The 25,421-nt window shown below is 72.5% G+C and carries 22 protein-coding genes and 1 riboswitch; of the genes, 16 read left to right on the plus strand and 6 right to left on the minus strand.

Translation table 11 applies throughout. The annotated features are described in order from the left end of the window. Positions 1–151 precede the first annotated feature (151 nt). Both sucC and sucD read left to right on the plus strand, forming a co-directional pair. Positions 152–1,318, plus strand: a complete 1,167-nt coding sequence (gene sucC / locus BJ958_RS25860; RefSeq protein ID WP_179729632.1) for an ADP-forming succinate--CoA ligase subunit beta — start codon at positions 152–154, stop codon at positions 1,316–1,318. A gap of 17 nt (positions 1,319–1,335) precedes the next feature. Then, on the plus strand, positions 1,336–2,232 hold the full coding sequence (gene sucD, locus BJ958_RS25865; protein WP_179729633.1) for a succinate--CoA ligase subunit alpha: 897 nt from the start codon (positions 1,336–1,338) through the stop codon (positions 2,230–2,232). Positions 2,233–2,297: 65 nt separating this feature from the next. Here sucD and BJ958_RS25870 read toward each other — a convergent pair whose 3' ends face one another. The 4 genes from BJ958_RS25870 to BJ958_RS25885 all read right to left on the minus strand — a co-directional run bounded on the left by BJ958_RS25870 (position 2,298) and on the right by BJ958_RS25885 (position 6,619). Continuing rightward, on the minus strand, positions 2,298–2,465 hold the full coding sequence (locus tag BJ958_RS25870) for a hypothetical protein (RefSeq protein WP_179729634.1): 168 nt from the start codon (positions 2,463–2,465) through the stop codon (positions 2,298–2,300). A 172-nt stretch (positions 2,466–2,637) separates the two neighbouring features. Next, positions 2,638–4,077 (minus strand): hypothetical protein, encoded by a 1,440-nt coding sequence (locus tag BJ958_RS25875; RefSeq protein WP_179729635.1) that lies wholly within the window; start codon positions 4,075–4,077, stop codon positions 2,638–2,640. Beyond that, a complete protein-coding gene (locus BJ958_RS25880) occupies positions 4,070–4,579 on the minus strand; it encodes a SigE family RNA polymerase sigma factor (protein WP_179729636.1) in 510 nt (169 codons plus the stop codon). The genes BJ958_RS25875 and BJ958_RS25880 overlap by 8 nt, the downstream gene beginning before the upstream one ends. Positions 4,580–4,669: 90 nt before the next feature. Continuing rightward, positions 4,670–6,619: a SigE family RNA polymerase sigma factor gene (locus BJ958_RS25885; protein WP_179729637.1), complete on the minus strand. Its 1,950-nt coding sequence runs from the start codon at positions 6,617–6,619 to the stop codon at positions 4,670–4,672. 137 nt (positions 6,620–6,756) lie between these two features. Between BJ958_RS25885 and BJ958_RS25890 the strand changes: the two genes are divergently transcribed. The 5 genes from BJ958_RS25890 (at position 6,757) to BJ958_RS29255 (ending at position 11,651) form a co-directional block, all read left to right on the plus strand. After that, on the plus strand, positions 6,757–8,076 hold the full coding sequence (locus BJ958_RS25890) for a cell division protein PerM (RefSeq protein WP_179729638.1): 1,320 nt from the start codon (positions 6,757–6,759) through the stop codon (positions 8,074–8,076). An 18-nt stretch (positions 8,077–8,094) separates the two neighbouring features. Next, the gene (gene purN / locus BJ958_RS25895; protein ID WP_343052831.1) at positions 8,095–8,718 is read left to right on the plus strand and encodes a phosphoribosylglycinamide formyltransferase; all 624 of its coding nucleotides are present in this window, start codon (positions 8,095–8,097) and stop codon (positions 8,716–8,718) included. A 12-nt stretch (positions 8,719–8,730) separates the two neighbouring features. Further along, positions 8,731–8,806, plus strand: a riboswitch (ZMP/ZTP riboswitch). A 28-nt stretch (positions 8,807–8,834) separates the two neighbouring features. After that, positions 8,835–10,436, plus strand: a complete 1,602-nt coding sequence (purH, locus tag BJ958_RS25900) for a bifunctional phosphoribosylaminoimidazolecarboxamide formyltransferase/IMP cyclohydrolase (protein WP_179729640.1) — start codon at positions 8,835–8,837, stop codon at positions 10,434–10,436. A gap of 31 nt (positions 10,437–10,467) precedes the next feature. After that, complete coding sequence (locus tag BJ958_RS25905) at positions 10,468–11,337, plus strand: bifunctional methylenetetrahydrofolate dehydrogenase/methenyltetrahydrofolate cyclohydrolase (RefSeq protein WP_179729641.1); 870 nt, start codon at positions 10,468–10,470, stop codon at positions 11,335–11,337. Further along, entirely contained in the window at positions 11,226–11,651 is a 426-nt protein-coding gene (locus tag BJ958_RS29255) for a DUF3017 domain-containing protein (protein ID WP_179729642.1), read from the plus strand. The genes BJ958_RS25905 and BJ958_RS29255 overlap by 112 nt, the downstream gene beginning before the upstream one ends. Positions 11,652–11,727: 76 nt before the next feature. On the opposite strand, the gene BJ958_RS25915 is transcribed toward BJ958_RS29255, so the two are convergent. Then, positions 11,728–12,714: a malate dehydrogenase gene (locus BJ958_RS25915; protein ID WP_179729643.1), complete on the minus strand. Its 987-nt coding sequence runs from the start codon at positions 12,712–12,714 to the stop codon at positions 11,728–11,730. A 96-nt stretch (positions 12,715–12,810) separates the two neighbouring features. Here BJ958_RS25915 and BJ958_RS25920 point away from each other — a divergent pair, with 96 nt between their 5' ends. Continuing rightward, positions 12,811–13,467 carry a hypothetical protein gene (locus tag BJ958_RS25920; RefSeq protein ID WP_179729644.1) on the plus strand — a complete coding sequence of 219 codons (657 nt, stop codon included), beginning with the start codon at positions 12,811–12,813 and terminating at the stop codon, positions 13,465–13,467. Positions 13,468–13,487: 20 nt separating this feature from the next. Here BJ958_RS25920 and BJ958_RS25925 read toward each other — a convergent pair whose 3' ends face one another. After that, complete coding sequence (locus BJ958_RS25925; RefSeq protein WP_179729645.1) at positions 13,488–14,570, minus strand: MIP/aquaporin family protein; 1,083 nt, start codon at positions 14,568–14,570, stop codon at positions 13,488–13,490. Between the two features lie 154 nt (positions 14,571–14,724). On the opposite strand from BJ958_RS25925, the gene BJ958_RS25930 reads away from it, so the two are divergent. From BJ958_RS25930 to BJ958_RS25965, 8 genes are all read left to right on the plus strand, one after another. Continuing rightward, the gene (locus BJ958_RS25930; protein ID WP_179729646.1) at positions 14,725–16,914 is read left to right on the plus strand and encodes an NADP-dependent isocitrate dehydrogenase; all 2,190 of its coding nucleotides are present in this window, start codon (positions 14,725–14,727) and stop codon (positions 16,912–16,914) included. 35 nt (positions 16,915–16,949) lie between these two features. Further along, the gene (locus BJ958_RS25935) at positions 16,950–17,585 is read left to right on the plus strand and encodes a DNA alkylation repair protein (protein ID WP_281367468.1); all 636 of its coding nucleotides are present in this window, start codon (positions 16,950–16,952) and stop codon (positions 17,583–17,585) included. A gap of 65 nt (positions 17,586–17,650) precedes the next feature. Further along, entirely contained in the window at positions 17,651–21,160 is a 3,510-nt protein-coding gene (locus tag BJ958_RS25940; RefSeq protein WP_179729647.1) for an ATP-binding cassette domain-containing protein, read from the plus strand. A 61-nt stretch (positions 21,161–21,221) separates the two neighbouring features. Further along, entirely contained in the window at positions 21,222–22,451 is a 1,230-nt protein-coding gene (locus tag BJ958_RS25945) for an MFS transporter (RefSeq protein ID WP_343052809.1), read from the plus strand. A 66-nt stretch (positions 22,452–22,517) separates the two neighbouring features. Then, on the plus strand, positions 22,518–23,606 hold the full coding sequence (trpS, locus tag BJ958_RS25950) for a tryptophan--tRNA ligase (RefSeq protein WP_179729648.1): 1,089 nt from the start codon (positions 22,518–22,520) through the stop codon (positions 23,604–23,606). Continuing rightward, positions 23,606–24,112 carry a 2'-5' RNA ligase family protein gene (locus BJ958_RS25955; protein WP_179729649.1) on the plus strand — a complete coding sequence of 169 codons (507 nt, stop codon included), beginning with the start codon at positions 23,606–23,608 and terminating at the stop codon, positions 24,110–24,112. The genes trpS and BJ958_RS25955 overlap by 1 nt, the downstream gene beginning before the upstream one ends. Before the next feature lie 18 nt (positions 24,113–24,130). Then, the gene (locus BJ958_RS25960) at positions 24,131–25,192 is read left to right on the plus strand and encodes a YihY/virulence factor BrkB family protein (RefSeq protein ID WP_179729650.1); all 1,062 of its coding nucleotides are present in this window, start codon (positions 24,131–24,133) and stop codon (positions 25,190–25,192) included. Further along, a complete protein-coding gene (locus BJ958_RS25965; RefSeq protein WP_179729651.1) occupies positions 25,189–25,416 on the plus strand; it encodes an SCO4848 family membrane protein in 228 nt (75 codons plus the stop codon). The genes BJ958_RS25960 and BJ958_RS25965 overlap by 4 nt, the downstream gene beginning before the upstream one ends. The last annotated feature ends 5 nt before the right edge of the window (positions 25,417–25,421 follow it).

The raw sequence follows: 25,421 nt of genomic DNA on the forward strand, positions 1-25,421 counted from the left end.
GAACGTCGAAACCCGCCGTCGGCGTGAGCCCTGTCACGTCGGGTCCAGCCAGCGGCTCCCGGACTCGTCCTACTGGTGGGTCAGGACTATCGTGCCCGGGGGTGTGCCGCTGTGCGCACCGAACCTCTGACCAAGACGTGAGGACGTATCAGTGGACCTGATGGAGTACCAAGCGAAGGAGCTCTTCGCGAAGCACGGAGTGGCCACCACCCTCGGCACGGTCGTCGAGACCGCCGAGGAGGCGCGGGCCGCGGCCGAGCAGATCGGCGGCGTGACCGTCATCAAGGCGCAGGTCAAGGCCGGTGGCCGTGGCAAGGCCGGTGGTGTCAAGCTCGCGAAGACGCCGGACGAGGCCTTCGAGCACGCGTCCAACATCCTCGGCATGGAGATCAAGGGCCTCACGGTCAACCGCGTCCTGGTGACGCCGGCGACCCCGCCGGAGGAGGAGTACTACTTCTCCTTCCTGCTGGACCGCTCCAACCGCCAGTACCTCTGCATCGCGTCCGTCGAGGGTGGTGTCGAGATCGAGGAGGTCGCGAAGACCAACCCCGACGCCGTCAAGAAGATCGGCATCGACCCGGGCAAGGGCGTCGACGCGGCCAAGGCCCGCGAGATCGCGACCGAGGCGAAGTTCCCCGAGCCCGTCTTCGAGCAGGCCGTGAAGATGATCGAGGACCTCTACAAGGTCTTCGTCGAGGAGGACGCCACCCTCGTCGAGGTCAACCCGCTGGCCCGCCTGGCCGGCGACAAGCTCGAGGCCCTCGACGGCAAGGTGTCGCTCGACGACAACGCCTCCGAGGTCCGCCACCCCGACCACGAGGAGTTCGAGATCCGGGAGGAGGCCGACCCGCTCGAGGCGAAGGCCAAGGACCTCGGTCTCAACTACGTCAAGCTCGACGGCCAGGTCGGCATCATCGGCAACGGCGCCGGTCTGGTCATGAGCACCCTCGACGTCGTCGCGTACGCCGGCGAGAACCACGGCGGCGTGAAGCCGGCCAACTTCCTCGACATCGGCGGCGGCGCCAACGCGCAGGTCATGGCCAACGGTCTCGACGTCATCTTGAACGACGAGCAGGTCAAGTCGGTCTTCGTGAACGTCTTCGGCGGCATCACCGCGTGCGACGAGGTCGCCAACGGCATCAAGGGCGCCCTCGAGCTCCTCGGTGACAAGGCCACCAAGCCGCTGGTCGTCCGCCTCGACGGCAACAACGTCGAGCAGGGTCGCGCGATCCTCAACGAGCTGAACCACCCGCTCGTGACGCAGGTCGACACCATGGACGGCGCGGCCGACAAGGCCGCCGAGCTGGCGAACGCCTGAGATAGAGAGCAGGGAACATGAGCATCTACCTCAACAAGGACAGCAAGATCATCGTCCAGGGCATCACGGGCGGCATGGGTGCCAAGCACACCGCCCTCATGCTCGACTCGGGCGCGACGATCGTCGGTGGCGTCAACGCGCGCAAGGCCGGCACGACCGTCACCCACAAGGACCACGACGGCAACGACGTGGAGCTGCCGGTCTTCGGCACGGTCGCGGAGGCCATGAAGGAGACCGGCGCCAACGTGTCGGTCCTCTTCGTCCCGCCGGCGTTCACCAAGGACGCCGCGATCGAGGCCATCGACGCCGAGATGCCGCTGATCGTGGTCATCACCGAGGGCGTCCCGGTCCAGGACACGGCCGAGGTCTGGTCCTACCTGCAGGGCAAGTCCACCCGGATGATCGGCCCCAACTGCCCCGGCATCATCACCCCGGGCGAGTCGCTGGCCGGCATCACGCCGCACACCATCGCGGGCAAGGGCCCGGTCGGTCTCGTCTCCAAGTCGGGCACGCTGACCTACCAGATGATGTACGAGCTGCGTGACTTCGGCTTCTCGACCGCCATCGGCATCGGCGGCGACCCGATCGTCGGCACCACGCACATCGACGCGCTCCAGGCCTTCGAGGAGGACCCGGAGACCAAGGTGATCGTGATGATCGGCGAGATCGGCGGCGACGCCGAGGAGCGGGCCGCGGACTACATCAAGGCCAACATCACCAAGCCGGTCGTCGGCTACGTCGCGGGCTTCACCGCTCCCGAGGGCAAGACCATGGGCCACGCCGGCGCCATCGTGTCGGGCTCCGCGGGCACCGCCCAGGCGAAGAAGGACGCGCTCGAGGCCGTCGGCGTCAAGGTCGGCAAGACGCCGTCCGAGACCGCCGCGCTGGCTCGGGAGATCCTGCAGTCGCTCTGATCCGAGCATGACGAAGGCCCGCCACCCCCTCGGGGGCGGCGGGCCTTCGTGTGTCGTGCGCGGACTCAGGGGATCGGGCCCCCGCCGGAGTGGGGCGCCCGCCAGGTGGAGGCATCGGCCTTGCTCGCCTCGTGGGCCCGCTCGATCGCCGCGGCCTGCTGGCCGTGCCGGTTCGCCCAGGTCCACAGGGCGGTGGCGATCACGACGACGGCGATGGCGAGGATCCAGTACATGAGCCGATGATGCGCCTCGACTCAGCTTTCGGCAAGCCTTCTCGCGGCGCTCGGCAGCATCCGCTCGACCAGTGTGCCGCCGACGAAGTCGTGGTCCTGGCCCACCGCATCTGCCCCGGGTGGGCGAGGTCGCCGTTGCCGTCGAGGTCCTCGTCGCCGAGGTGGAGCGGGATCAGCAGCCGGCGTCGGTGAAGGCGCACATCGCGTCGACTACCGGTGCTGCGTCGTCGGAGATCGCCTCGACGACCTCCTGCTCGCGGCCCTGCGGGTTGCCCGCGTGGCCGCCGCGGTTCTCGATGAGGACGGCCCGGCCGACCCGCACGACGAGGGTCGTGTCGCCGAACGGCGTGGGGCCGCCGGTCGCCTGCTGCCAGCCCAGGACGGCGAACGCCTCGTCGCCGGCGTCGACGTCGCGGACCTCCCAGCGGGGGACGGTGCCGTCCTGGTCGGCCGGTCCCTCGGGACAGGCCTCGAAGACAGCGGCGATCGCGGCCGTGGCCTCGGCGGCGGCGTCCTCGCTCGGGTAGGTGGTGACCTGACGGAAGCGGACGTCCTCGACGTCCACCCACTCGGCAAGGAGCCGGTCGGAGCGGCGCGGCTCGGTCGCCGAGGTGTCGCAGGCGACCAGGGCGATCGGGTCCAGGCCGCGCATCGGCCCGGTCAGCGGCTGGTCGGTCTCGTTGCCCGTGGCCGGCCACCCGGAGGCGAGCGGGAAGTCGTCGGCGATCCGGGTCCCGGGCGCGGCCGCCGGGTCGGTGGGCTCGTTCGCGCCCGGCTGGAGCCGGTCGGCGGCGATCGGGACCATCCGCTCGACCGGCGTGCCGTCGGTGAAGTCGTAGTCCTGCCCGATGACGGTGGAGCCGAGCACCGCGATCCGGGAGCCGACCCGGACCAGGCCGGTCTCGGCGATGAACGCCAGGTCGCCGCTGTCGTCGAGCGACGACGGCACCGGCCCGTAGTGGGCGTCGATGACCTGGGCCTCGCTGTCCTCGAGCCCGGTGTCGACCGGCCGCGGGTCGAAGGAGGTGTAGTCGGGACTCTCGGTGGCGGCGACCTGGTCCGAGCAGTCCCGCACCCAGTCGGCGATGGTGTCGTAGGCGGCCGCCGCGCTCGCGGCGTCGGGGAACTGCGCGATCGCCTCCCCGAAGTGGTCCCCGGTGATCTCGACCGACGGGTCCTGGGTGTTCCGCAGCTCGAAGTCGCGCTGGAACACCGCCGTCGCGCCGAGGCCGGTCAGGCTCTCGCGGGCGCACAGGTGGAACCCGCCCTGGCCGTCGCCCTCGGACGTGGTGGTGGCGAACCAGTCCTCGACGCCGTTGTAGACGGTGTCGTCGTCGGTGAGCAGGTCGTGCTGGCTCAGCGGGCCGCTGCGGGCCGGGTCCTTGGTGGCCAGGTCCTTGTCGGGACCCTGGTTGCCCGTGAGCAGCAGGACCGGCGCGGTGACGGTGGCGACGGCGAGGGCAGCGCCGCCCGCCACGAGGGCCGTACGACGCCGGCGGATCCGGTCGCCGCGGCGACGTACGTCGGCAGCAGAGAGCGGCATGTCTCCTCCTGCGCGGCCGAGCTCGGCCCCGAACCGGGTGAGCTCCTCGATGGGGTCGTGATCAGGCACGGGTCGCACCTCCTCCCGCCAGGCCGGGCTCGTCGGCGAGCAGGGCGGCGAGCGCCGCCCGGCCGCGACTGAGCCGCGCCTTGATGGTTCCCTCGGGTACGCCGACCTCGGCCGCGACCTGCTGGACCGGGAGGTCGGCGATGTGGTGGAGGACCAGCGCCTGGCGCTGGGCCTCGGGAAGCTGGCGCAGCGCGGCGACGAGGGCCACGTGGGACTCGTCGACGGCGCCCGTCGTGCCGACGGGCTGCAGGGCCCGGTCGGGGGAGCGCTCGCCACGCTTGCGGCGACGCCAGCGGCTCACGGCGAGCCGGTGGGCCGTCGTGCGCACCCACGCCTCGGGGTACTCGGCGCGGTCCAGCTTGCGGCGGTGTGCCCAGGCGCGGGCGAACGCCTCCTGGGTGCAGTCGGTGGCCTCGTCGAGGTCACCGATCATGGCGTAGACCTGTCCGGTCACCCGGCGGAACGAGGTCGCGTAGAACTCGTCGAACTCGGCTGCGTCCACGTCGACCTCCTCTCGTCCACCGCGATCGCGGATCTGTCGAGATGGATACGCCCGAGCCCGGGAGCCGGTTGCGTGGCTCCCGGAACTTTTCTACGGAGCGTAGGGAGTCGTTCGCGCCAGCCGCTCCAGGGCGCGCTGGGCGAGCGCGACGAAGTCCTCGTTGGCCATGCTGGCCTTGGGGGCGGCGACGTAGGCGAGGACGGACACGGCGGTGCCCTGGCGGAGCACCGCGACGTCGTACTCGATCGTGCGGTCGCCGGGCAGTGCGGTGCTCAGGTGCCAGGCGGACAGCGCCTGCGGGCCCTTGCCCGAGGTGAGCAGCTCCTGGACCTCGGTGCCGGCGGTCGCGTCGAGGTCGGGGCAGGCGGTCATCTGCTCGCGGAAACGGGTCACGAACGCGCCCGCGGCGCCGGACGGCAAGGTGCCCACGGTCTGGGTGAGGCCGACCTGCGGCGGCAGCTTGGCGCCGCTGAACACGAAGGTGCGGAACTCGTTGGCCTTGATCTCCTGGTCGCGGAAGGTGCCGTAGAGGTGCACGGTGTCGCAGCCGATCGCGCCCGCGTCGATCCGGTCCTCGGTGAGCTTGGCGGCCGGCGTGCCGACCCAGGGGCCGGGGTCCGGGGTGATCGGCGGCAGGTCGATCTCGGAGAGCATCCAGCTCGTCGTGGCGGTGGGGTACGGCGTGCGCGGGACCGGGCTCGGGTCCGGCGTCGCACAGGCGCCGGCGTCGGGCAGCGCACAGATCCGGGTGACCGCCGTCGCCAGCAGCCGGGCCATGCCGGCACCGTTGGCCTTCGCCGGGGGCATCGTGGTGGCCAGCGAGGTGACCGTGGTGAACAGGCCGGTGCGGGCCACGCCGACGACGTACGTCATCGCCTCGGCGCGCGAGCGCAGCACGAACAGCGTCGACTGGTCGCCCACGCCCGGCAGCTCGGAGGTGCTCACCAGCTGGGTGCGCGGCGCCGCGGTCTCGTCCTCGACGGGGGAGGGGCAGGTGGCGAACCAGCGACGGGCGTGCCGGTAGGTGCGGATCGCACGCTGCTCGGAGGAGGAGGCCTCGGCGACCTGGACGACGTTGCGGGGCGCCTTCGGCTTCGTGCTGTCGCGGAAGGTGCGGACCCAGGCGGCGGTGCCCTGCGGGTCGGCGTACCGGGTCGGCTGGCACGGCAGCACCAGGCCGTTGCCGCTGGAGTTGTCGCTGGTCGTGCCCTGCTGCCACCCGCGGCCGGTCACGGCCTCCTGGACGGCGTCGACCGGGACCAGCGAGGTGTCGGGCAGCGTGGTGATGGCGGGACCGGCCGGCGGCGGGCCGCCCGCGGCGGGCACGCCCTCGCGGTCCAGGCTCGGGCGCACGCCCGTGCTGTCGGCGGCGATCGCGCCGCCGGCGACGAGCGCGACGACGGCCACGGCGCCGCCGACGACGGTGTGGGCGCGGCGGCGGGCCGCGCCGGCGCGGCGGATGATCGTGACCCGCGGCCAGGTCACCGTGCGGGTGGCGTCGGCGAGCCCGTTGAGCGCGAGCGGGATCGCCGAGGTCGGGATCTCGAGCGCGGTGGCGAACTGGGCGGCACCCTGCTGGAGCTCACGCTCGGCCGCCTCGGCGGGCAGCCCGATCTCGTGGGCCATCTCCTCCATGGTCACCGCGGCGAGCTGGGTGAGCAGCAGCGCCTTGCGCTGGACGACGGGCACGGCGCCGAGCGCCTCGAGGGTACGGCGGGTCTCCTCGCCGAGGTCCTTCTTGCGGTGCCAGGGCCGGGTGCTGGCGCGCCGCAGCGCCTTGCGCCAGGCGTCCGGTCGCACCGCGGACTCCGGCTCGGACAGCCGCCCGGTCTTGCGCCAGTGGTGCCAGGACACGACGAACGCCTCGCGCACCGCGCTCCGGGCGACCGCCAGGTCGCCGGTCAGGGCGAAGGTCTGCAGCAGCAGCCGGTCGCGGGCGTCCTTGTAGAAGGCGTCGAAGCTGCTCGTCAGGTCCGCGCTGGAGACGTAGGCGGACCGGGGCTGCTCGGCGCTCGGGGTCACCTGGTCGTCCGCGGTCATGGCCGCACCAACCTACGCGGTCAGCGGTCACCGGCTCCAACCCGTGTCGCGGTGGCGGTCGTCTCGTCGTCGTGTCTCGGGGCTCCCCGGCGTGGCGGGCCGAACCGGCCGGTCCGGCGCGTGAAGATGGGCGGACCATGACGTCCCTCCAGTCGCCGCCGGCACGCCGCAGTGGACCCGGGCGCTCCGGGGCCGCCTCGGACGCCGACCTGCGCCGTCAGCTGGCCACGACCCGGCCGCTCGTGCCGACCGCCAGCATCGGCGGCATCGTCGCCGCGGGCGCGCCGCTGCTGGTCTGCATGGCGATCGCCGTCGTCGGCTGGTTCCTCACCGACGCCGGGGGCGAGGGCGCCCCCAGCGGTGCGCTGCGGGTGGGCGCCCACGGCTGGCTGATGGCGCACGGGTCCACCGTCGCGATCGAGGGCGTCCGGATCACCGCGATGCCGCTCGGCCTCACCCTGCTGTGCGCCTGGGTGGTGTGGCGGGTCGGGCACCGGGTCGGCGAGTCGATCTCCGGGCACGGCCCCGACGCCGACCGGATCGCCGACGGCGCCCGCGACCTCACCGTCCCGTACGCCGCCGGCCTGTTCGCCGTCGGGTACGCCGTCGTCGGCGTGCTCACCACGTCGATCGCCGCCACCGCCGCCTCCGCGCCGTCCGAGGCGCGGGTCGTGCTGTGGTCGGTCCTGCTCGGACTGGGGGTGGGCGGCCCGGCCATCGCGTTCGGCTCCGGTCGCGCGGCGATCTGGCTGCCCGTCGTACCCCCCGCGGTGCGCGACTCCGCCCTCGTCGCTCGGCGGATCCTGTCCCGCTGGGCGCTGATCTGCCTGGTCGCGCTCGTGGCGGGCTTCGTGCTCGACTTCTCCACGGCGGCCAACGTGGTCTCGCAGCTGCACGCCGACGCCGGCGCGGTGCTGCTGATGACCGTGCTGACCCTGCTCCTGCTCCCCAACGCGCTGCTCTTCTCCAGCGCCTACCTGGTCGGTCCGGGCTTCACCGTCGGCACCGGCACCACGGTCTCCACCACCGCGGTCGTGCTCGGCCCGCTGCCGATGTTCCCGCTGCTCGCCGCGCTGCCCGACCAGGGCTCCCAGCCGTGGTGGACCGACTGGCTGATGCTCACCCCGATCCTGCTCGCCGCCCTCGTGGCCGGCCAGGTCCAGCGCGACCGGCCGGTGCTCGCCTGGGACCGCGCCGCGATCCGCGGCTGCGCCGGTGGGATCAGCGCGGGCGTCGTGCTCGCGATCCTCTCGGGCTTCGCCGGCGGGGCCGTCGGGCCGGGCCGGATGCAGGACGTCGGGCCCTACGTCTTCGACGTCCTGCTCCACGCGATCACCTCGTTCGGCATCGGCGGCGTGGTCGGTGCGCTGGTCGTGTGCTGGTGGCAGCGCGACGCCGACGGCCGGGTCCGCTCGGCCCTGCGGGCCGTCCGTGCGCGGCTGCCGCGTCGTGGCTGACGGTTCGGAGGTCCTAGAATCCGGGCCGTGCCCGCCCGTCCTCGCATCGTCGTCCTCGTGTCGGGCTCCGGCACCAACCTCCAGGCACTGCTCGACGCCAGCGCCGATCCGGCGTACGGCGCCCGTGTGGTCGCCGTCGGCGCCGACCGTGACGGCATCGAGGGCCTGGCCCGCGCCGAGCGGGCCGGCATTCCGACCTTCGTGGCGAGGGTGAGCGACCACAGCAGTCGCGCGTACTGGGACCGCGCGCTGGCCGACAAGGTGGCCGCCTTCGAGCCCGACCTCGTGGTGCTGGCGGGGTTCATGAAGCTGGTGGGGGAGAAGTTCCTCGACCGCTTCGGCGGCATGACCGTCAACACCCACCCGGCCCTGTCCCCGTCGTTCCCCGGCATGCACGGTCCCGCGGACGCGCTTGAGTACGGCGTGAAGGTCACCGGCGCGACCCTGTTCGTGGTCGACGCCGGCGTCGACACGGGCGCGATCGTGGCCCAGACCGTCGTACCGGTGGAGGACGACGACACCGTCGAGTCGCTCCACGAGCGGATCAAGGTCGCCGAGCGCGCGATGCTCGTCGAGTCGGTCGGCCGGATGGCCCGCGAGGGGTTCACGGTCGAGGGCCGGCGGGTTCGCCTCGGCGGCTGAGCCGCCGTAGAATCGGCGACACACGACTGGCGCAGGTGGGCCACCACCAGGGAGTGACGAGTCGGCATCGATCGCCTGGGTGCCCTCATCGAGACGAACGACCGATGAGGAGCCCGATGTCCACCACGCCCGACCGGATCAAGATCAAGCGCGCGCTGGTCTCCGTCTTCGACAAGACCGGCCTCGACGAGCTGGTGCAGGGCCTCGCGGCCGCCGGCGTCGAGCTCGTGTCGACCGGCGGATCGGCCGCCCTCATCGAGGGCCTCGGCCTCCCGGTGACCAAGGTCGAGGACCTCACCGGCTTCCCCGAGTGCCTCGACGGCCGCGTGAAGACGCTGCACCCGCGCGTGCACGCCGGCATCCTCGCCGACCGTCGCCTGCCCGACCACGTCCGGCAGCTCGAGGAGCTCGAGGTCGCGCCGTTCGACCTGGTCGTGGTCAACCTCTACCCCTTCGCCGCGACCGTCGCCTCCGGCGCGGGCGTCGACGACTGCATCGAGAAGATCGACATCGGCGGTCCGTCCATGGTCCGCGCCGCCGCGAAGAACCACCCGTCCGTCGCGATCGTGACCGACGGCGCCGACTACGCGAAGGCCCTCGAGGCCGCGCAGGGCGAGGGCTTCACCTACGACGAGCGCAAGGCGCTGGCCGCCAAGGCGTTCGTCCACACCGCGACGTACGACGTCCAGGTCGCCTCCTGGATGGGCTCGGTGCTCACCGACTCCTCCGAGGGCACCGGTTTCCCGGCCTGGATCGGCGGCACCTGGGACAAGCAGGCGGTGCTCCGCTACGGCGAGAACCCCCACCAGCCCGCCGCGCTGTACCGCTCCGGCTTCGGCCCCGGCGGCCTCGCCGCCGCCGAGCAGCTGCACGGCAAGGAGATGTCCTACAACAACTACGTCGACACCGACGCGGCCCGCCGCGCGGCGTACGACCACGGCGACCTGCCGACCGTGGCGATCATCAAGCACGCCAACCCGTGTGGCATCGCCGTCGGCGCCGACGTGGCCGAGGCCCACCGCCGCGCCCACGAGTGCGACCCGGTCTCCGCCTTCGGCGGCGTGATCGCCACCAACGTGCCCGTCTCGGTCGAGATGGCCCGGCAGGTCGCGGAGATCTTCACCGAGGTCATCGTCGCCCCCGGGTACGACGAGGGCGCGGTCGAGGTGCTCCAGGGCAAGAAGAACATCCGGATCCTCGTCGCCGAGCCGCTGGCCCAGGGCGGTGTCGAGACCCGCCCGATCAGCGGCGGCCTGCTCCTGCAGCACGCCGACCGCTTCCAGGCCGAGGGCGACGACCCGGCCGGCTGGACGCTCGCGACCGGCGAGGCCGCCGACGAGGCCACCCTGGCCGACCTCGCCTTCGCCTGGCGCTCGGTCCGCGCGGCCAAGTCCAACGCGATCCTGCTCGCCAAGGACGGCGGCGCGGTCGGCATCGGCATGGGCCAGGTCAACCGGGTCGACTCCTGCAAGCTCGCCGTCGAGCGCGCCAACACGCTCGTCGAGGGCCCTGCCGGATTCGTCGAGCGGGCGCGCGGCTCGGTCGCGGCGTCCGACGCGTTCTTCCCGTTCTCCGACGGCCCGCAGATCCTGCTCGACGCCGGCGTGAAGGCGATCGTCCAGCCGGGTGGCTCGGTGCGCGACGAGGAGACCATCGCGGCGTGCGCCGCCGCCGGGGTCACCATGTACTTCACCGGCACCCGTCACTTCTTCCACTGAGCCCGACCGGCGCTCTGAGAGGATCGACCACGTGACTGCACAGAAGCTCGACGGCAACGCCACGGCGGCCGCCATCAAGGACGAGCTCCGCGTCCGGATCGAGAAGCTGCGCGAGCAGGGGATCACCCCCGGGCTCGGCACGGTCCTGGTGGGCGACGACCCCGGTTCGCGGTGGTACGTCAACGGCAAGCACAAGGACTGCGCGGAGGTCGGCATCGCCTCGATCCGCGTCGACCTGCCCGAGGTCGCCACGCAGGAGGAGATCGAGGAGGCCGTCGCCGGTCTCAACGCCGACCCTGCCTGCACCGGCTACATCGTCCAGCTCCCGCTCCCGCGCGGCCGTGACGAGAACCGGGTGCTCGGCCTGATCGACCCGGCCAAGGACGCGGACGGGCTGCACCCGACCAACCTGGGCTGGCTGGTGCTCGGCAACGAGGCGCCGCTGCCCTGCACGCCGTACGGCATCGTCGAGCTGCTGCGCCGCCACGACGTCCCGATCGCGGGCGCCGAGGTGGTCGTGGTCGGTCGCGGCATCACCGTCGGCCGCCCGCTCGGGCTGCTGCTCACCCGGCGCTCCGAGAACGCCACCGTGACCCTGTGCCACACCGGCACCGTCGACCTCGCCGCCCACGTGCGCAAGGCCGACATCGTGGTCGCGGCCGCGGGCGTGCCCGACATCATCACCGGCGACATGGTCAAGCCCGGCGCGGCCGTCCTCGACGTCGGCGTGAGCCGGGTCGACGGCAAGATCGCCGGCGACGTCGCCGCCGACGTCTGGGACACCGCCGGGTGGGTCTCGCCCAACCCGGGCGGCGTCGGTCCGATGACCCGCGCGATGCTGCTGGCCAACGTGGTCTCCATGGCCGAGAAGCAGGCTGCGAACGGGAAGGCAGCGCGCTGAACGACGAGCCCCACGAGACCCCCGAGCTCCCCGAGGAGCCGCGCCGGTACCCCTCGACGATCGGCGGCGCCTGCTACATCGCCGTCCTGCTCGTCGTCGGTGTCGGCCTGGTCGTCGCGGCCGCCTCGGACTGGCGGGTCGGCCTGCGGATCATGTCCGGCGGACTGCTCGTCGCCGCCGCGCTGCGGCTGGGGCTGCCGGAGAAGGACGCCGGCATGCTCGCCGTACGGCACCGGTTCCTCGACGTCGGGATCCTGGTCGCCGTCGCGGTCGGTCTCATCCTGCTCGCCGGGAGCATCCCCGAGCAGGGGTGAGAGCCTCGCAGGTACGACGAAGGGCCGGTGCCACGCGGCACCGGCCCTTCGTCGTACGGCTGTGATCAGCGGGTGATCAGATCAGGCCCAGCTCGGTGACGGCGGCCTTCTCGTCGGCCAGCTCGGCGACGGACGCGTCGATCTTGCCGCGCGAGAAGTCGTCGATCTCGAGGCCCTGGACGATGCTCCAGTCGCCGTTCGCGGTGGTGACCGGGAAGGAGGAGACCAGGCCCTCGGGGACGCCGTAGGAGCCGTCGGAGACGACCGCCATCGAGACCCAGTCGCCGGCCGGGGTGCCGTTCAGCCAGTCGCGGGCGGCGTCGCAGGTCGCGGACGCGGCCGACGCGGCCGAGGAGGCGCCCCGGGCGTCGATGATCGCGGCGCCGCGCTTGGCGACGGTCGGGATGAAGGTGTCGGCGATCCAGGCCTGGTCGTCGACGACCTCGGCGGCGTTCTTGCCGGCGATCTCGGCGTGGAAGATGTCGGGGTACTGGGTGGCCGAGTGGTTGCCCCAGATCGTGATCTTCTTGATGTCGGTGACGGCCGAGCCGGTCTTGGCGGCCAGCTGGGAGATCGCCCGGTTGTGGTCGAGGCGGGTCAGCGCCGAGAACCGCTCCTTGGGGATGTCGGGGGCGTTGCTCGCGGCGATGAGCGCGTTGGTGTTGGCCGGGTTGCCGGTGACACCGATGCGGACGTCGTCGGCGGCGACGGCGTTGAGGGCCTTGCCCTGGGCGGTGAAGATCGCGCCGTTGGCGGACAGCAGGTCGCCGCGCTCCATGCCCGGGCCGCGCGGGCGCGCGCCGACGAGCAGGGCGAGGTTGACACCGTCGAAGATCTTCTCCGGGTCGGAGCCGATCTCGACGCCGGCCAGGTTCGGGAACGCGCAGTCGTCGAGCTCCATGACGACGCCCTCGAGCGCCTTGAGCGCGGGCTCGATCTCGAGCAGGCGCAGCTCGACGGGACGGTCACCGGCGATGGCGCCGCTGGCGATGCGGAAGAGAAGGCTGTAGCCGATCTGGCCGGCAGCGCCGGTGACGGCGACCTTGAGCGGGGTGGTGCTCACGAGGAAACTCCTTCAAGGAACTCGATGGACTCCCGCGACGCTAGCAGCGCGCAGCCCCGCGCGGGGAGCCGGTCCGGGTGCTGCGACGATGACGCCATGCGGACACGTGCCACGGCGGCTCTCGCGGCGCTCACCCTCAGCGGGGTCGTGCTGGCCGGTTGCGGGTCGGCCTCCGCACCCAGTGCGCCGACCGGCGTCGACGGCCTGGTGATCCCGACCCCCGACCCGGACCCTGCCGACTTCGTGGCCCGCATCGACAACCCGTGGCTCCCGCTCGCCGTCGGCTCGAGGTGGGAGTACGCCGACCTCGCGACCGGTGCGGCCACCCTCACCGTCACGGTGGAGGCCGGGCCGTCGGTCGACGGCGTCGCGACCACCGCCCTGGTCCGCACGGGTGCCGACGGCACCGTCGTGCGCGACCTGTATGCGCAGGACCGCGCCGGCAACGTGTGGTGGTTCGGCCGCGAGGGCCAGTGGCAGGCGGGGGAGGGCGGCGCGGAGGCAGGTCTCGCCATGCCCGCCGCGCCCCGCTTCGGCGACGGCTTCCGCACCGCCTCCGCACCCGGCCTGTCCGAGGTCGCCACGGTCGACGCCCGCGACGAGGAGGTCACGGTCCCGCTGGCGACGTACCACCGCACGGTCACGCTCGACGTGGAGGACGCCACCGGCGTCCGGGTCGAGATCTACGCCCGCGGCGTCGGGCTGGTCCGGACGGACGAAGCGGGCCTCGTCGCGTACGACGAGGCCCGCTAGGTCACTGCTGGGTCAGGCGGTCACTGCGGCGGGCGCACCTGCGTCTGGTCGCTGGCCGGCGGGGCCCATCCGGTCTGCGGGTCCGACGAGGACGGCGAGGACGGCGAGGACGGCGCCGCGGGAGCGGCCGGCTGCTGGGCCGGGATCCACTGCTGGGCGGCGGGGTCCCACTGCCAGCCGTCCTGGATGATCGGCTGAGCCTGCTGGACGGGCTGCCCGGCCTGGCCCGGCTGGGCCTGGTGCTGCCCGTAGGCCTGCTGCTGGCCGTAGGTCTGCTGGTTCCACTGCTGGGTGAAGCCCGGGTCGGACGAGCCGCCGGCGCCGAAGTTCAGCCCGGAGCCGGGGACCGGGTCGGCGCCGCGGCCGAAGACCAGCGGGTACAGCAGGCCGGCGACCGCGCCACCGATCAGCGGGGCGACGATGAACAGCCAGAGCTGGACGATCGCGTCGCTGCCGGAGAAGAACGCGACGCCGATGGAGCGGGCCGGGTTGACCGACGTGCCGGTCGCGGGGATGGCGACGAAGTGGATGGCCGCGAGGGTGAGGCCGATGGTGAGCGGGGCCATGGAGGCCACGGCGCGGTTGCGCTCGTCGGTGGTGCCGAGGATGACCGTCACGAAGATGAAGGTCAAGATGAGCTCGATGAGCAGCGCGCCGAGCAGCTCGACGCCGCCGTGGTCGCCGAAGCCGTTGGAGCCCAGCGGGTCGCCGAACTCCCAGCCGAAGTCGCTCGAGAGCGCGGTCAGCGCGAGCAGGAGGCCGCCGACCAGGCCACCGACGACCTGGGCGACGCTGTAGAGGCCGGCGTCCTTCCACGAGATCCGGCCGCCGAGCGCGGCGCCGAGGGAGACGGCCGGGTTGAAGTGGCCGCCCGAGACCCGGCCGAAGGTGTAGGCCATCGCGACGATCGCGATGCCGAACGTCAGGCCGATCGAGGTGATCGCGAACAGCCCGGCGAGACCGGTGGTGTCGCTCGACGCGTTGCTGAAGATGACCACCGAGCCGCACCCGAGGAAGACGAGCACCGCCGTGCCGAGGGCTTCGGCCGCGATCTTCTGGACGAGGGTGGGGGGTGTGGACGTGTCCACTGCTTCTTCTGACATGGGCTGGACCTTCTCCTCCGTGGGGCTCCCGAAAACCGCCGGGTTACACGAACCACCCTAGTCATTACTGTGGCCACCGAAGGGGACGTGCGCCCCGGCATCAGGTATCTTGACGTCAAGAATCCCACCCACGGCCCAGGAGTGACGCCCGGACATGTCGAGCATCATCTACACCCACACCGACGAGGCGCCGCTGCTGGCGACGTACTCCTTCCTGCCGATCGTCGAGGCCTTCGCCGCCAAGGCCGGCGTCGCGTTCGAGACCCGCGACATCTCCGTCGCGGCGCGCATCCTCGCCCAGTTCGGCCTGGCCGACGACGCGCTGACCGAGCTAGGTGAGCTCGCCAAGACGCCCGAGGCGAACATCATCAAGCTGCCCAACATCTCCGCCTCCATCCCGCAGCTGAAGGCCGCGATCAAGGAGCTGCAGGAGCAGGGCTTCGCCGTCCCGGACTACCCCGAGGCGCCGGCGAGCGCGGAGGAGAAGGAGATCCGGGCCAAGTACGACAAGGTCAAGGGCTCCGCCGTCAACCCGGTCCTGCGCGAGGGCAACTCCGACCGCCGCGCGCCCGCGTCGGTCAAGAACTACGCGAAGACGCACCCGCACACCAACAAGCCCTTCACCGAGGGCTCGAAGACCAACGTCGCCACCATGGGCGAGCACGACTTCGCGAGCAACGAGAAGTCCGTGACCCTGGCGCAGGACGACGTGCTGTCGATCGTCCTCGAGACGGCGGCCGGCGAGACCGTCGTGCTCAAGGACGGCCTCAAGGTGCTCGCCGGCGAGATCGTCGACGGCACCAAGATGGAGGCGGCGTACCTGCAGGCCTTCCTCAAGAACGCCATCGCCGAGGCCCAGGCCCAGGACGTGCTGTTCTCGGTCCACCTCAAGGCGACGATGATGAAGGTCTCCGACCCGATCATCTTCGGCCACGTCGTGAAGGCCTTCTTCTCCGACGTCTTCGCGCAGTACGGCGACCAGCTGGCCGCCGCCGGCCTCTCGGCCAACGACGGCCTCGGCGCCATCCTCGCGGGCCTCGACGCCCTCGAGAACGGCGCTGAGATCAAGGCCGCCTTCGACGCCGCCCTGGCCGCCGGCCCGCGCCTGTCCTACGTCAACTCCGACAAGGGCATCACCAACCTGCACGTGCCCTCCGACGTCATCGTCGACGCGTCGATGCCCGCCCTGGTCCGCAACGGCGGCCGCCTGTGGGGCGTCGACGGCGGCGAGGACGACACCCTCGCGGTCATCCCGGACTCGTCGTACGCCGGCGTCTACCAGGCCGTCATCGACGACGTGAAGAAGAACGGCCCCCTGGACCCGGCGACCATCGGCACCGTCCCGAACGTCGGCCTGATGGCGCAGGCGGCCGAGGAGTACGGCTCGCACGACAAGACCTTCGAGATCGCCGAGGCCGGCACCGTCCGCGTCCTCGCCTCCAACGGCGACGTCCTCATCGAGCACGACGTCGAGGCCGGCGACATCTGGCGCGCCTGCCAGACCAAGGACATCCCCGTCCAGGACTGGGTCAAGCTCGCGGTCACCCGCGCCCGCGCGTCGCAGACGCCGGCGATCTTCTGGCTCAACGAGTCGCGCGCGCACGACGCCGAGCTGATCAAGAAGGTCAACGCCTACCTGCCCGAGCACGACACCGACGGCCTCACCATCGAGATCCTCTCGCCGGAGCTCGCGACGTCGTACTCCCTCGAGCGGATGCGCAAGGGCGAGGACACCATCTCGGTGACCGGCAACGTGCTGCGCGACTACAACACCGACCTGTTCCCGATCCTCGAGCTCGGCACGTCGGCCAAGATGCTCTCCGTCGTCCCGCTGATCGCCGGTGGCGGTCTGTTCGAGACCGGTGCGGGCGGCTCGGCGCCGAAGCACGTGCAGCAGCTGGTCGAGGAGAACTACCTGCGCTGGGACAGCCTGGGTGAGTTCTTCGCGCTCGTCCCGTCGCTGGAGAAGTACGCCGAGCAGGCCGGCGCCCCCGCCGCCCAGGTCCTCGCCGACGCTCTCGACCGCGCCACCGGCACCTTCCTCAACGAGGACCGCTCGCCGGGCCGCAAGCTCGGCACGACCGACAACCGCGGCTCGCACTTCTACCTCGCGCTCTACTGGGCCGAGGAGCTGGCGAACCAGTCCGCGGACGCCGACCTCGCGGCCGCGTTCAAGCCGCTCGCCGAGACGCTGCGTGCCAACGAGGCGAAGATCGCCGAGGAGCTCATCGCCGTCCAGGGCAAGCCCGCCGACATCGGTGGCTACTACTACCCGGACGCCGCGAAGACCACGGCCGTGATGCGCCCGAGCGCGACGCTCAACGAGGCCCTGGCCGCGTTCTGATCGAGTCACCGCTGACAGCCGCGGTCCGCACCTCGCTGCGGGCCGCGGCTGACGCGTCCCTGGCGCCGGGACAGCAGGCGTACATGAAGTCCGCGATGCCCTTCCTCGGCGTCCGCGTCCCCGAGGTGCGCCGCCTGGTCCGCGGCCTCGTGAAGGACCTCGGCATCACGGGCCCCGCCGAGCTGACCGCCGCCGCGCGTGAGCTCTGGGACGACGCGACCCACCGCGAGGAGAGGTACGCCGCGGCGGCGCTGCTCGGCCTGCGACCGCTGAAGGGCGACCTGGGGCTGGTGCCCTTCCACGAGCACGTCGCGCGCACCGGTGCGTGGTGGGACCACGTCGACGAGGCCGCGCACCGGATCGCGGACCTGCACGACGCGCACCCGGTCGAGACCGCGCAGGTCGTGCGCCGCTGGTCCACCGACGACGGGTCCTTGTGGGTGCGCCGGCTCGCGATCATCTCCCAGCTCGGCCGCAAGGACCGTGTCGACCTCGACCTGCTGGTCGCCGTCCTCGAGCCCAACCTCGCCGACCCCGAGTTCTTCATCCGCAAGGCCGTCGGCTGGTCCCTGCGTGAGGTGGCCAGGGTGCACCCCGACTGGGTGCGCGCCTACGCCGCCGCCCACGACCTCAGCCCGCTGAGCCGGCGGGAGGCCCTCAAACACCTGTGATCGGGCCGTCGGGCCGGAAGATATTCGGAGGCGAACTGTCGGCGCCGGAACCTACGCTGGTTCCGATGACCACGACGCTGACCCGCCCCGATGCTCGCGAGCGGCCCGCCGTCGGTGGCGACCCGGCGCGTCGCGTCGACTGGCGCCGCCTGCGCACGCCGGCCGCCGGCTTCGCCGTGGGCGCGGTCGCGCTCGCGGCACTCGGGCAGGCCCTCGGCACCGTCGTGGCCGGCCGCATCGCCGATCACCCCACCGGGACCCTGGTCGCCTGGCTCGCGGTCTTCGTCGTGGGTGCCGCGACCGTCGACACCGCCGGTCGCGTCGTGTGGGCCGGGGTGGTCGACCGGGCCGAGGGGCGCCTGCGCGGAGACCTGCTCAGCGCCGCGCTCCAGCAGCCGCTCGAGCACCTCACCGAGCAGGCGGTCGGCGAGGTCCTCGACCGGGTCGACGACGACACCCACGAGGTCGGCACGCTGCTGCGCCAGCAGATCTGGATGGCGATGCGCACCGGCTTCGCGTCCGTGCCGATGTGGCTGGTCGCCGGCTTCACCTGGTGGCCCGCGTTCCTGCTGTTCCCACTCGTCGGCGCGGTCACGGTCTGGGTGATGCGCCCGGCGCTGGTCGAGATCGCCCGCCGCAAGGTGGTCGAGGAGGCCGCGTGGACCGACCACGCCGCCGCGCTGGAGGAGGGCGTCGCCGGGCGCGACGACCTGCGCACGAGCCTGGGCCAGGCGTTCGCCGTACGCCGTCTCGCGCAGCTCTCCGCCGACGTCCACGAGAAGTTCCGCCGGGTGCTGATGGTCGAGGCCCGGCTGGCGATCAAGGTCGGCCTGCTGCTCCACGGGCTGCTCGCCGCGATCGCGATCTGTGGGGTCGCGCTGGTCAGCGGTGACCACCTCGGCGTCGCGCGGCTGGTCACCCTCTTCCTGGTGACGACGATCTTCGTCGGCCAGATCAACAACCTGGCCCACCAGCTGCCCGACATCCAGGCCGGGCTCGGCGCCGTGCTCCGGCTGCGCCAGCTGCTGGCCGTCGAGGCCGAGCCCGAGGGCGGTGAGGCGGTCCCGTCCGGCGCGCTCGACCTGCGCATCCGTCATCTCGACTTCGCCTACAACGAGAGCTCGTTCGCGCTGCGCGACGTCACGCTGTACGTCGAGGAGGGCCACACCCTGGCCCTGGTCGGCCGCACCGGCTCGGGCAAGTCGACCCTCGCGTCGCTGCTCTCGCGCGCCGCGGAGCCGCCGCCCGGCACGATCTTCCTCGGCGGGGCCGACATCACCACGCTCGACCTCCACGAGCTGCGCCGCCGGGTCGGCGTCGTCACCCAGCGCACCGAGATCCTGGCCGGCACGCTGGCCGACAACATCACGCTGTTCGCCGCCGTCTCGCGCGAGGAGGTCGAGGCGGCTGTCGCCGAGCTCGGCCTCACCGACTGGGTGGCCGGCCTGCCCAACGGCCTCGACACCCTGCTCGGCCCCGGCGGCACGACGCTGTCGGCGGGGGAGGAGCAGCTGGTCGCCTTCGCCCGGCTGCTGGTGCGCCACGTACAGGTCGTCGTCCTCGACGAGGCCACCGCCCGGATGGACCCGGTCACCGAGGCCCGCGTCGTCGCGGCCGCCGACCGGCTGATCAGCGGCCGCACCGGCATCCTCGTCGCCCACCGGCTCAGCACCATCGAGCGCGCCGAGGCGGTCGCGGTGCTCGACCACGGCACCGTGATCCAGCACGGCCCGCGCGACGAGCTCGCCGTCGTCGAGGGCCCCTTCCGCCGGCTGCTCGCCGCGAGCGACACCGAGGGCTTCGCCGACGCCGAGCTCGAGGCGGTCGAGACCGGGTCCGCGGTCGGTGGCCGCCGTCGTACCGGAGCTGCGCCGCAACGCCCGGAGGTCGGCGCGGGCTCCTCGCTCGCCCGCGGCACCTGGAACGCCTTCTGGGTGCGCCCGTGGTGGGGCGCGTGGTCGGTGCTGCTGTTCCTCGGCGGCACGATCTTCGCCCCGCTCGGTGCGATCACCGGCTTCGTCTGGGGCAAGGTCGTCGAGCGGCTCGAGGCGGGGGAGTCCGCGACCTCGCTGGTCGTCGTGCTCGTCGTCAGCCTGCTGGTCGCGCCGATCCTGCTCGCCGACGCCTTCCGCCGCTACCCGCGGTGGTGGATCGAGGTCATGCTCCGCGTGCGGATGTCCGTGCTCCTGGGCCAGGTCCGCAGCGAGCGGCTGCCGCGCACGCCGCCCGGTGAGGTGGTCGCGCGGTCGATGGACGCCGACCGCTACGCCCGGTACGCCGACCGCTGGGTCGACTTCGTCAACGGGCTCCTCATCGCCGCGATCACCATGGTCGCCGGCGGCACGTGGCTCGCCGGCGGTGTGCTGCTGGCCGTGATGGTGACCAGCGCGCTGGCCTCCTCGGTCGGCCGCCCGATCGCCGGCCGCTCGGCCGCCCGGTCGTCGGCCGCCCGGGCGCGGTTCGGCCGCGCCGTCGTCTCGGCCGTCGAGTCCGCGCGGACCGTGAAGCTCGCCGGTCGCACCCCGCAGGTCCACGCCCACCTCCGCCAGGTCGACGACGGCCGCGTCGAGGCGGCGGTGTTCGAGCACCGGGTGCAGGCCGTCCTCGACGGTGTCCCGATCGTGATGGTCCAGGTCGGCGTGGTCGCTGCATGGGGGCTGTACCTGTGGGACGTCTGGGGGCTGGCCACCGCACTGCTCGTCGCCACGGCGGTCAACGGGTTCGACTGGTTCGGCCGGGTCGCCGGCGCCGTCGTGACCGAGGCCCCCGGCACCCGCGCCTGGCAGCGGGCGACCGCGGGATTCGCCGGCGGCCGCGACCTGATGGCGATGGCCGAGGGCATCGACCTGGTCGCGGGTGTCGCCCCCGACCCGCCCGTGCCGACGCGGGTGCCGCTCGAGCGGCTCGAGCTGGCCGGCTACACCGCGGTCCACGACGACGGCACGATCGGGGCCACCGGCGTCGACCTGAGCGTCGAGCGTGGCGAGCTGGTGCTGCTGGTCGGCCAGGTCGGGTCCGGCAAGTCCAGCCTGCTGTCCTCGCTGGCCGGCCTGATCGACCACCGCGGTGCGCTGCGCTGGAACGGCCAGGAGGTCACCGCCCCCGAGACCTTCCTGCGCCCCAGCCAGGTCGCCCACGTCGCCCAGGTGCCGCGGGTGCTGTCGGGCACCTTCGCCGACAACATCCTGCTCGGCCACGACCGCGACATCGCCGGGCCGGTCGAGACCGCCCGGATGGCCGAGGACGTCGCCGACGCCGGCGGTCCCGACGCCGTGATCGGGCACCGCGGCGTCCGCCTGTCCGGTGGGCAGGTGCAGCGCCTCGCGCTGGCCCGGGCCCTGGCCGCCGACGCCGAGCTGCTGCTCGCCGACGACGTGTCCAGCGCGCTCGACGCCGCCACCGAGATCGAGCTGTGGGCGGCGCTGCGCGAACGGCACACCACGGTCATCGGCGCGACCTCCAAGCGCGCTGCGCTGGCCCAGGCCGACCGGGTCGTCGTCCTCGTCGACGGCGAGGTCGCCGCGATCGGGCCGTGGCGGGACCTCGCGGGTGACTGGGGTCACCTCGCCGGCTGACCGGGACGAAGACATCCGACGTCCCGGAATAGGACGTCGTCCGCCCCGGTTACGATCCCCCGTGACCTCCTCGCCGACGACGACCTCGACCGAGGGGCGCCCCGAGGTGTCCCACCACCGACCCGCGCTGGCGATCCTGGCGCTCGCGGTCGGCGGGTTCACCATCGGGACCACCGAGTTCATGACGATGGGCGTGCTGCCCGAGATCGCCCACGGCGTCGACGTGTCGGTGCCGGACGCGGGCCACGTGATCTCGGCGTACGCGCTCGGCGTCGTGGTCGGCGTGCCGATCCTGGCGTTCTTCAGTGCCGCCCTGCCGCGCCGGGCGATGCTCGTCGGCCTGATGGCCGCGTACGCCGCCTTCAACCTGCTCAGCGCCGCCGCTCCGGGCTACGAGGTGCTCGCGGTGGCGCGCTTCCTCGACGGCTTGCCGCACGGCGCCTACTTCGGCGTCGCGAGCCTGGTCGCCGCCAGCCTGGTCGTGCCCGAGCGGCGTGGGCGGGCGGTGGCGAGCGTGATGCTCGGGCTCTCGGTCGCCAACGTCGTCGGCGTGCCCCTGGCCACCTTCCTCGGCCAGCAGGTGGGCTGGCGCACGACGTACCTCCTCGGCGGGCTGCTCGCCCTCGTCACCGTCGCGATGGTCCTGGCTGCGGTGCCGTCGGTCCCGGGCGACTCCGAGGCGAGCGGACGCAAGGAGGCCCGCGAGTTCTTCGGCAGCCTGCAGGTCTGGCTGACGATGGCGGTCGGCGCGGTCGGCTTCGGCGGCATGTTCGCCGTCTACTCCTACATCGCCAAGACGGTCACCGTCGTCGGCGGCCTCGAGCGCGGCACGGTGCCGTTCTTCGTCCTCGCCCTCGGCCTCGGCATGGTCGTCGGGACCTGGCTCGCGGGCGAGCTCGCCGCCTGGTCGGTCTACCGCAGCCTGCTGCTGTCCGGGGTCACCGGCATCGTGCTGATGCTCGTCTACTACGCCGCCGCGCCCCACGGCTGGCTGCTGCTGCCGGTCGCCTTCCTCGTCACCGCCACCGGCTCGGTGCTCGTCGTCAACCTGCAGCTGCGGCTGATGGACGTCGCCGGCGACGCGGTCACCCTCGGCGCCGCCATGAACCACGCCGCGCTCAACATCGCCAACGCCCTCGGCGCCTGGCTCGGCGGCCTGGTCATCGCGGGTGGGCACGGATACCGCTCACCGGCCCTGGTCGGTGCCGGCCTCGCCGCTGTCGGTACGGCGATCCTGGTGGTCTCCGCGGTCGTCCACCGTCGCCAGGGTGTCGCTGCGGCTCCTGCCTGAGGTCGAGCAGTCCGCGGGAGGCGGGGGCTTTACGCGCGGCTCGACCCGCCTGAGAGAATCCCTCCCATGTCCGCCACCACCGAGCACCCGCCCGTGCCGGAGACCGCGCAGCCGGCCGTGCCCGAGGGAGCCGCGCGCCCGCGCGTGCTGTCCGGGATCCAGCCGACCGCCGACTCCTTCCACCTCGGCAACTACATGGGCGCGTTGCGGCAGTGGGTGGACCTGCAACGCGACCACCAGCCGTTCTTCTTCATCGCCGACCAGCACGCGATCACGACCGACTGGGACCCGAAGCTGCTGCGCGAGCGCACCCTGCGCAGCGCCGCCCAGCTCCTCGCCGCGGGCGTCGACCCGGAGAAGTCGGCGATCTTCGTGCAGAGCCACGTCCCCGCGCACGCCCAGCTGGGCTGGGTGCTCAACGGCCTGACCGGCTTCGGCGAGGCCCGGCGGATGACGCAGTTCAAGGACAAGTCGGCCAAGGGCGGTGAGGGCGCGGCGAGCGTCGGCCTGTTCGCCTACCCGATCCTGATGGCCGCCGACATCCTGCTGTACCGGCCGCACTACGTGCCGGTCGGCGAGGACCAGCGCCAGCACCTCGAGCTGACCCGCGACCTCGCGCAGCGCTTCAACGGCCGGTTCAAGAAGACCTTCCGGCTGCCGGAGCCCTACATCCTCAAGGCGACCGCGAAGATCTACGACCTGCAGGAGCCGACCAAGAAGATGTCGAAGTCGGGCTCGGGCCCCAACGGCATCATCGAGATGCTCGAGGAGCCGGCCCGCTCGGCGAAGAAGATCCGCTCGGCGGTCACCGACTCCGGCACCGAGATCCGCTTCGACCAGGAGGAGAAGCCGGGTGTCAGCAACCTGCTGACCATCTACTCGGCGCTCACCGGCGAGAGCATCCAGGCCCTCGAGGAGCAGTACGCCGGCAAGATGTACGGCGACCTCAAGAAGGACCTCGCCGAGGTGGTGGTCGGGTTCGTGACCCCGTTCCGGGACCGCACCCTCGAGCTCCTCGACAACCAGGACCACCTCATGCAGGTGCTCGCCCAGGGCGCCGAGACCGCCAACGCGGTCGCGGAGAGCACGCTGCGCGACGTCTACCAGCGGATCGGGTTCGTGGCACCGGTGGAGCGTCGTACGGAGGCCGGCTGATGCCGGTGATCGGCGTCGCGGTCGCCATCCCGGAGCCGTGGGCCACCGAGCTGGTGGACTACCGGCTGCGGATCGGTGACCCCACCGCCGAGGGCGTGCCGAGCCACATCACGCTCATCCCACCGACCGAGCTGCCCGACGGGCTCGACGAGATCGAGGCCCACCTGGCCGCCGCGGCGACCGAGGTGGCGCCCTTCCGGGTGCACCTGCGCGGAACGGGTACCTTCCGGCCCGTGTCGCCCGTGGTCTTCGTCAGCCTCGCCGAGGGAATCTCGCAGTGCGAGCAGCTCGCTGCCGCCGTACGCCGGGGGCCGCTCGCCGTCGAGCTCGAGTACCCCTACCACCCGCACGTCACCGTCGCCCACCACCTCGACGACCCGACCCTGGACCGGGCGTTCGACGACCTGGCCGGCTTCGACTGCGCGTTCGACGTCACCGACTTCCACCTGTACGTGCACCACGAGCAGGAGGGCTGGCGCTCGACCCGCACGTTCCCGCTCGGCTGACCCGGACCGGAGGCTCCCATGAAGCTCGTCGAACGCGCGAAGGCGAAGGTCGCCGAGCTCCGTGAGCGGTGGCCGCTGGTCGACCACGCGGTGCGCACGCAGGAGCACTACAGCGCCGTGCAGGGCAGCCAGCAGGCCGGCGGGGTGACGTACTTCGGCTTCCTGTCCGTCTTCCCGATCCTGGCCCTCGCGTTCTTCGTGGTCGGCTGGGTCGCCCACGTCTACCCCGACGCCCAGGACACCCTCGTCAAGGCGATCGACGAGGTGCTGCCCGGGCTGGTCGGCAGCGGCGACGGCCAGGTCGACCTCACCGACATCCAGGACGCCGCCGGGACGGTGGGCATCATCGGCCTCGTCGGTGTGCCGTACGCCGGGCTGGGCTGGCTGTCCTCGGTCCAGTCGGCCCTGACCGTGCTCTTCGAGATGCCCACCCGACTGCGCCCGAGCTTCGTCATGGGCAAGGTGCGCGACCTGGCCACCCTCGCGGTCCTCGGCGTCGTGCTGTTCTCCAGCGTGATCGCCTCGGCGGTGCTCACCCGGTTCTCCCGCGGCCTGCTCGACCTGGTCGGGATCGGCGCCCAGCTGGGCTGGCTGGTGGCCGTCCTCGCGGTGCTGCTCGGCCTCGCCGCCTCGGCGCTGCTGTTCTTCTTGATGTTCCGCATCCTCGTGGCGCCCTCGCTGCCGGACCGGGCGCTGTGGTCGGGGGCGGTGCTCGGTGCGCTCGGCTTCGAGGTGCTCAAGCAGCTCTCGGGGCTGCTGCTCACCAGCACCCGCGGACAGCCGGCCTTCCAGGCCTTCGGGATCGCGCTGATCCTGCTGGTCTGGATCAACTACTTCTCCCGGGTGATCCTGTACGCCGCCGCGTGGGCCCAGACCAGCCCGCTGGCGGACCGCCCGCCGGTGCCGGTCCCCGCCGCCACCGCGATCGCGGCGGCCGCGACGTCCCGCCCCGACGCGGACGAGGGCGCCACGGGCTCGCGGGCGCCGGGCCTGCTCGCGTTCGCCGCCGGCAGCGTCGCGGGGGCGCTGGTCGCCCGGGTCGGTCGTCGTACCCCACGGTCTGGGAGACTGGGCAGGTGAAGTTCGAGCGCAAGCACGCCATCCTGCTCCTCGCCGTCGCGGCCTGGAACGTCTTCTCCTTCGGCAACTTCGCCAAGAACCTCTACCAGGCGTACGACGCGGGGGAGGACCGTGCGACGGGCTACTGGGTCGCCCACACCGTGCTGATCGTCGTGAACTTCGTGATCGCCGGCCTGCTCGGCTCGCTGGGCTGGAAGGCGCTGCGGGCCTCGAAGGACGCCTGAGGTGA

Origin of the sequence: Nocardioides kongjuensis, from assembly GCF_013409625.1 — a bacterium.
Classification (GTDB): domain Bacteria; phylum Actinomycetota; class Actinomycetes; order Propionibacteriales; family Nocardioidaceae; genus Nocardioides; species Nocardioides kongjuensis.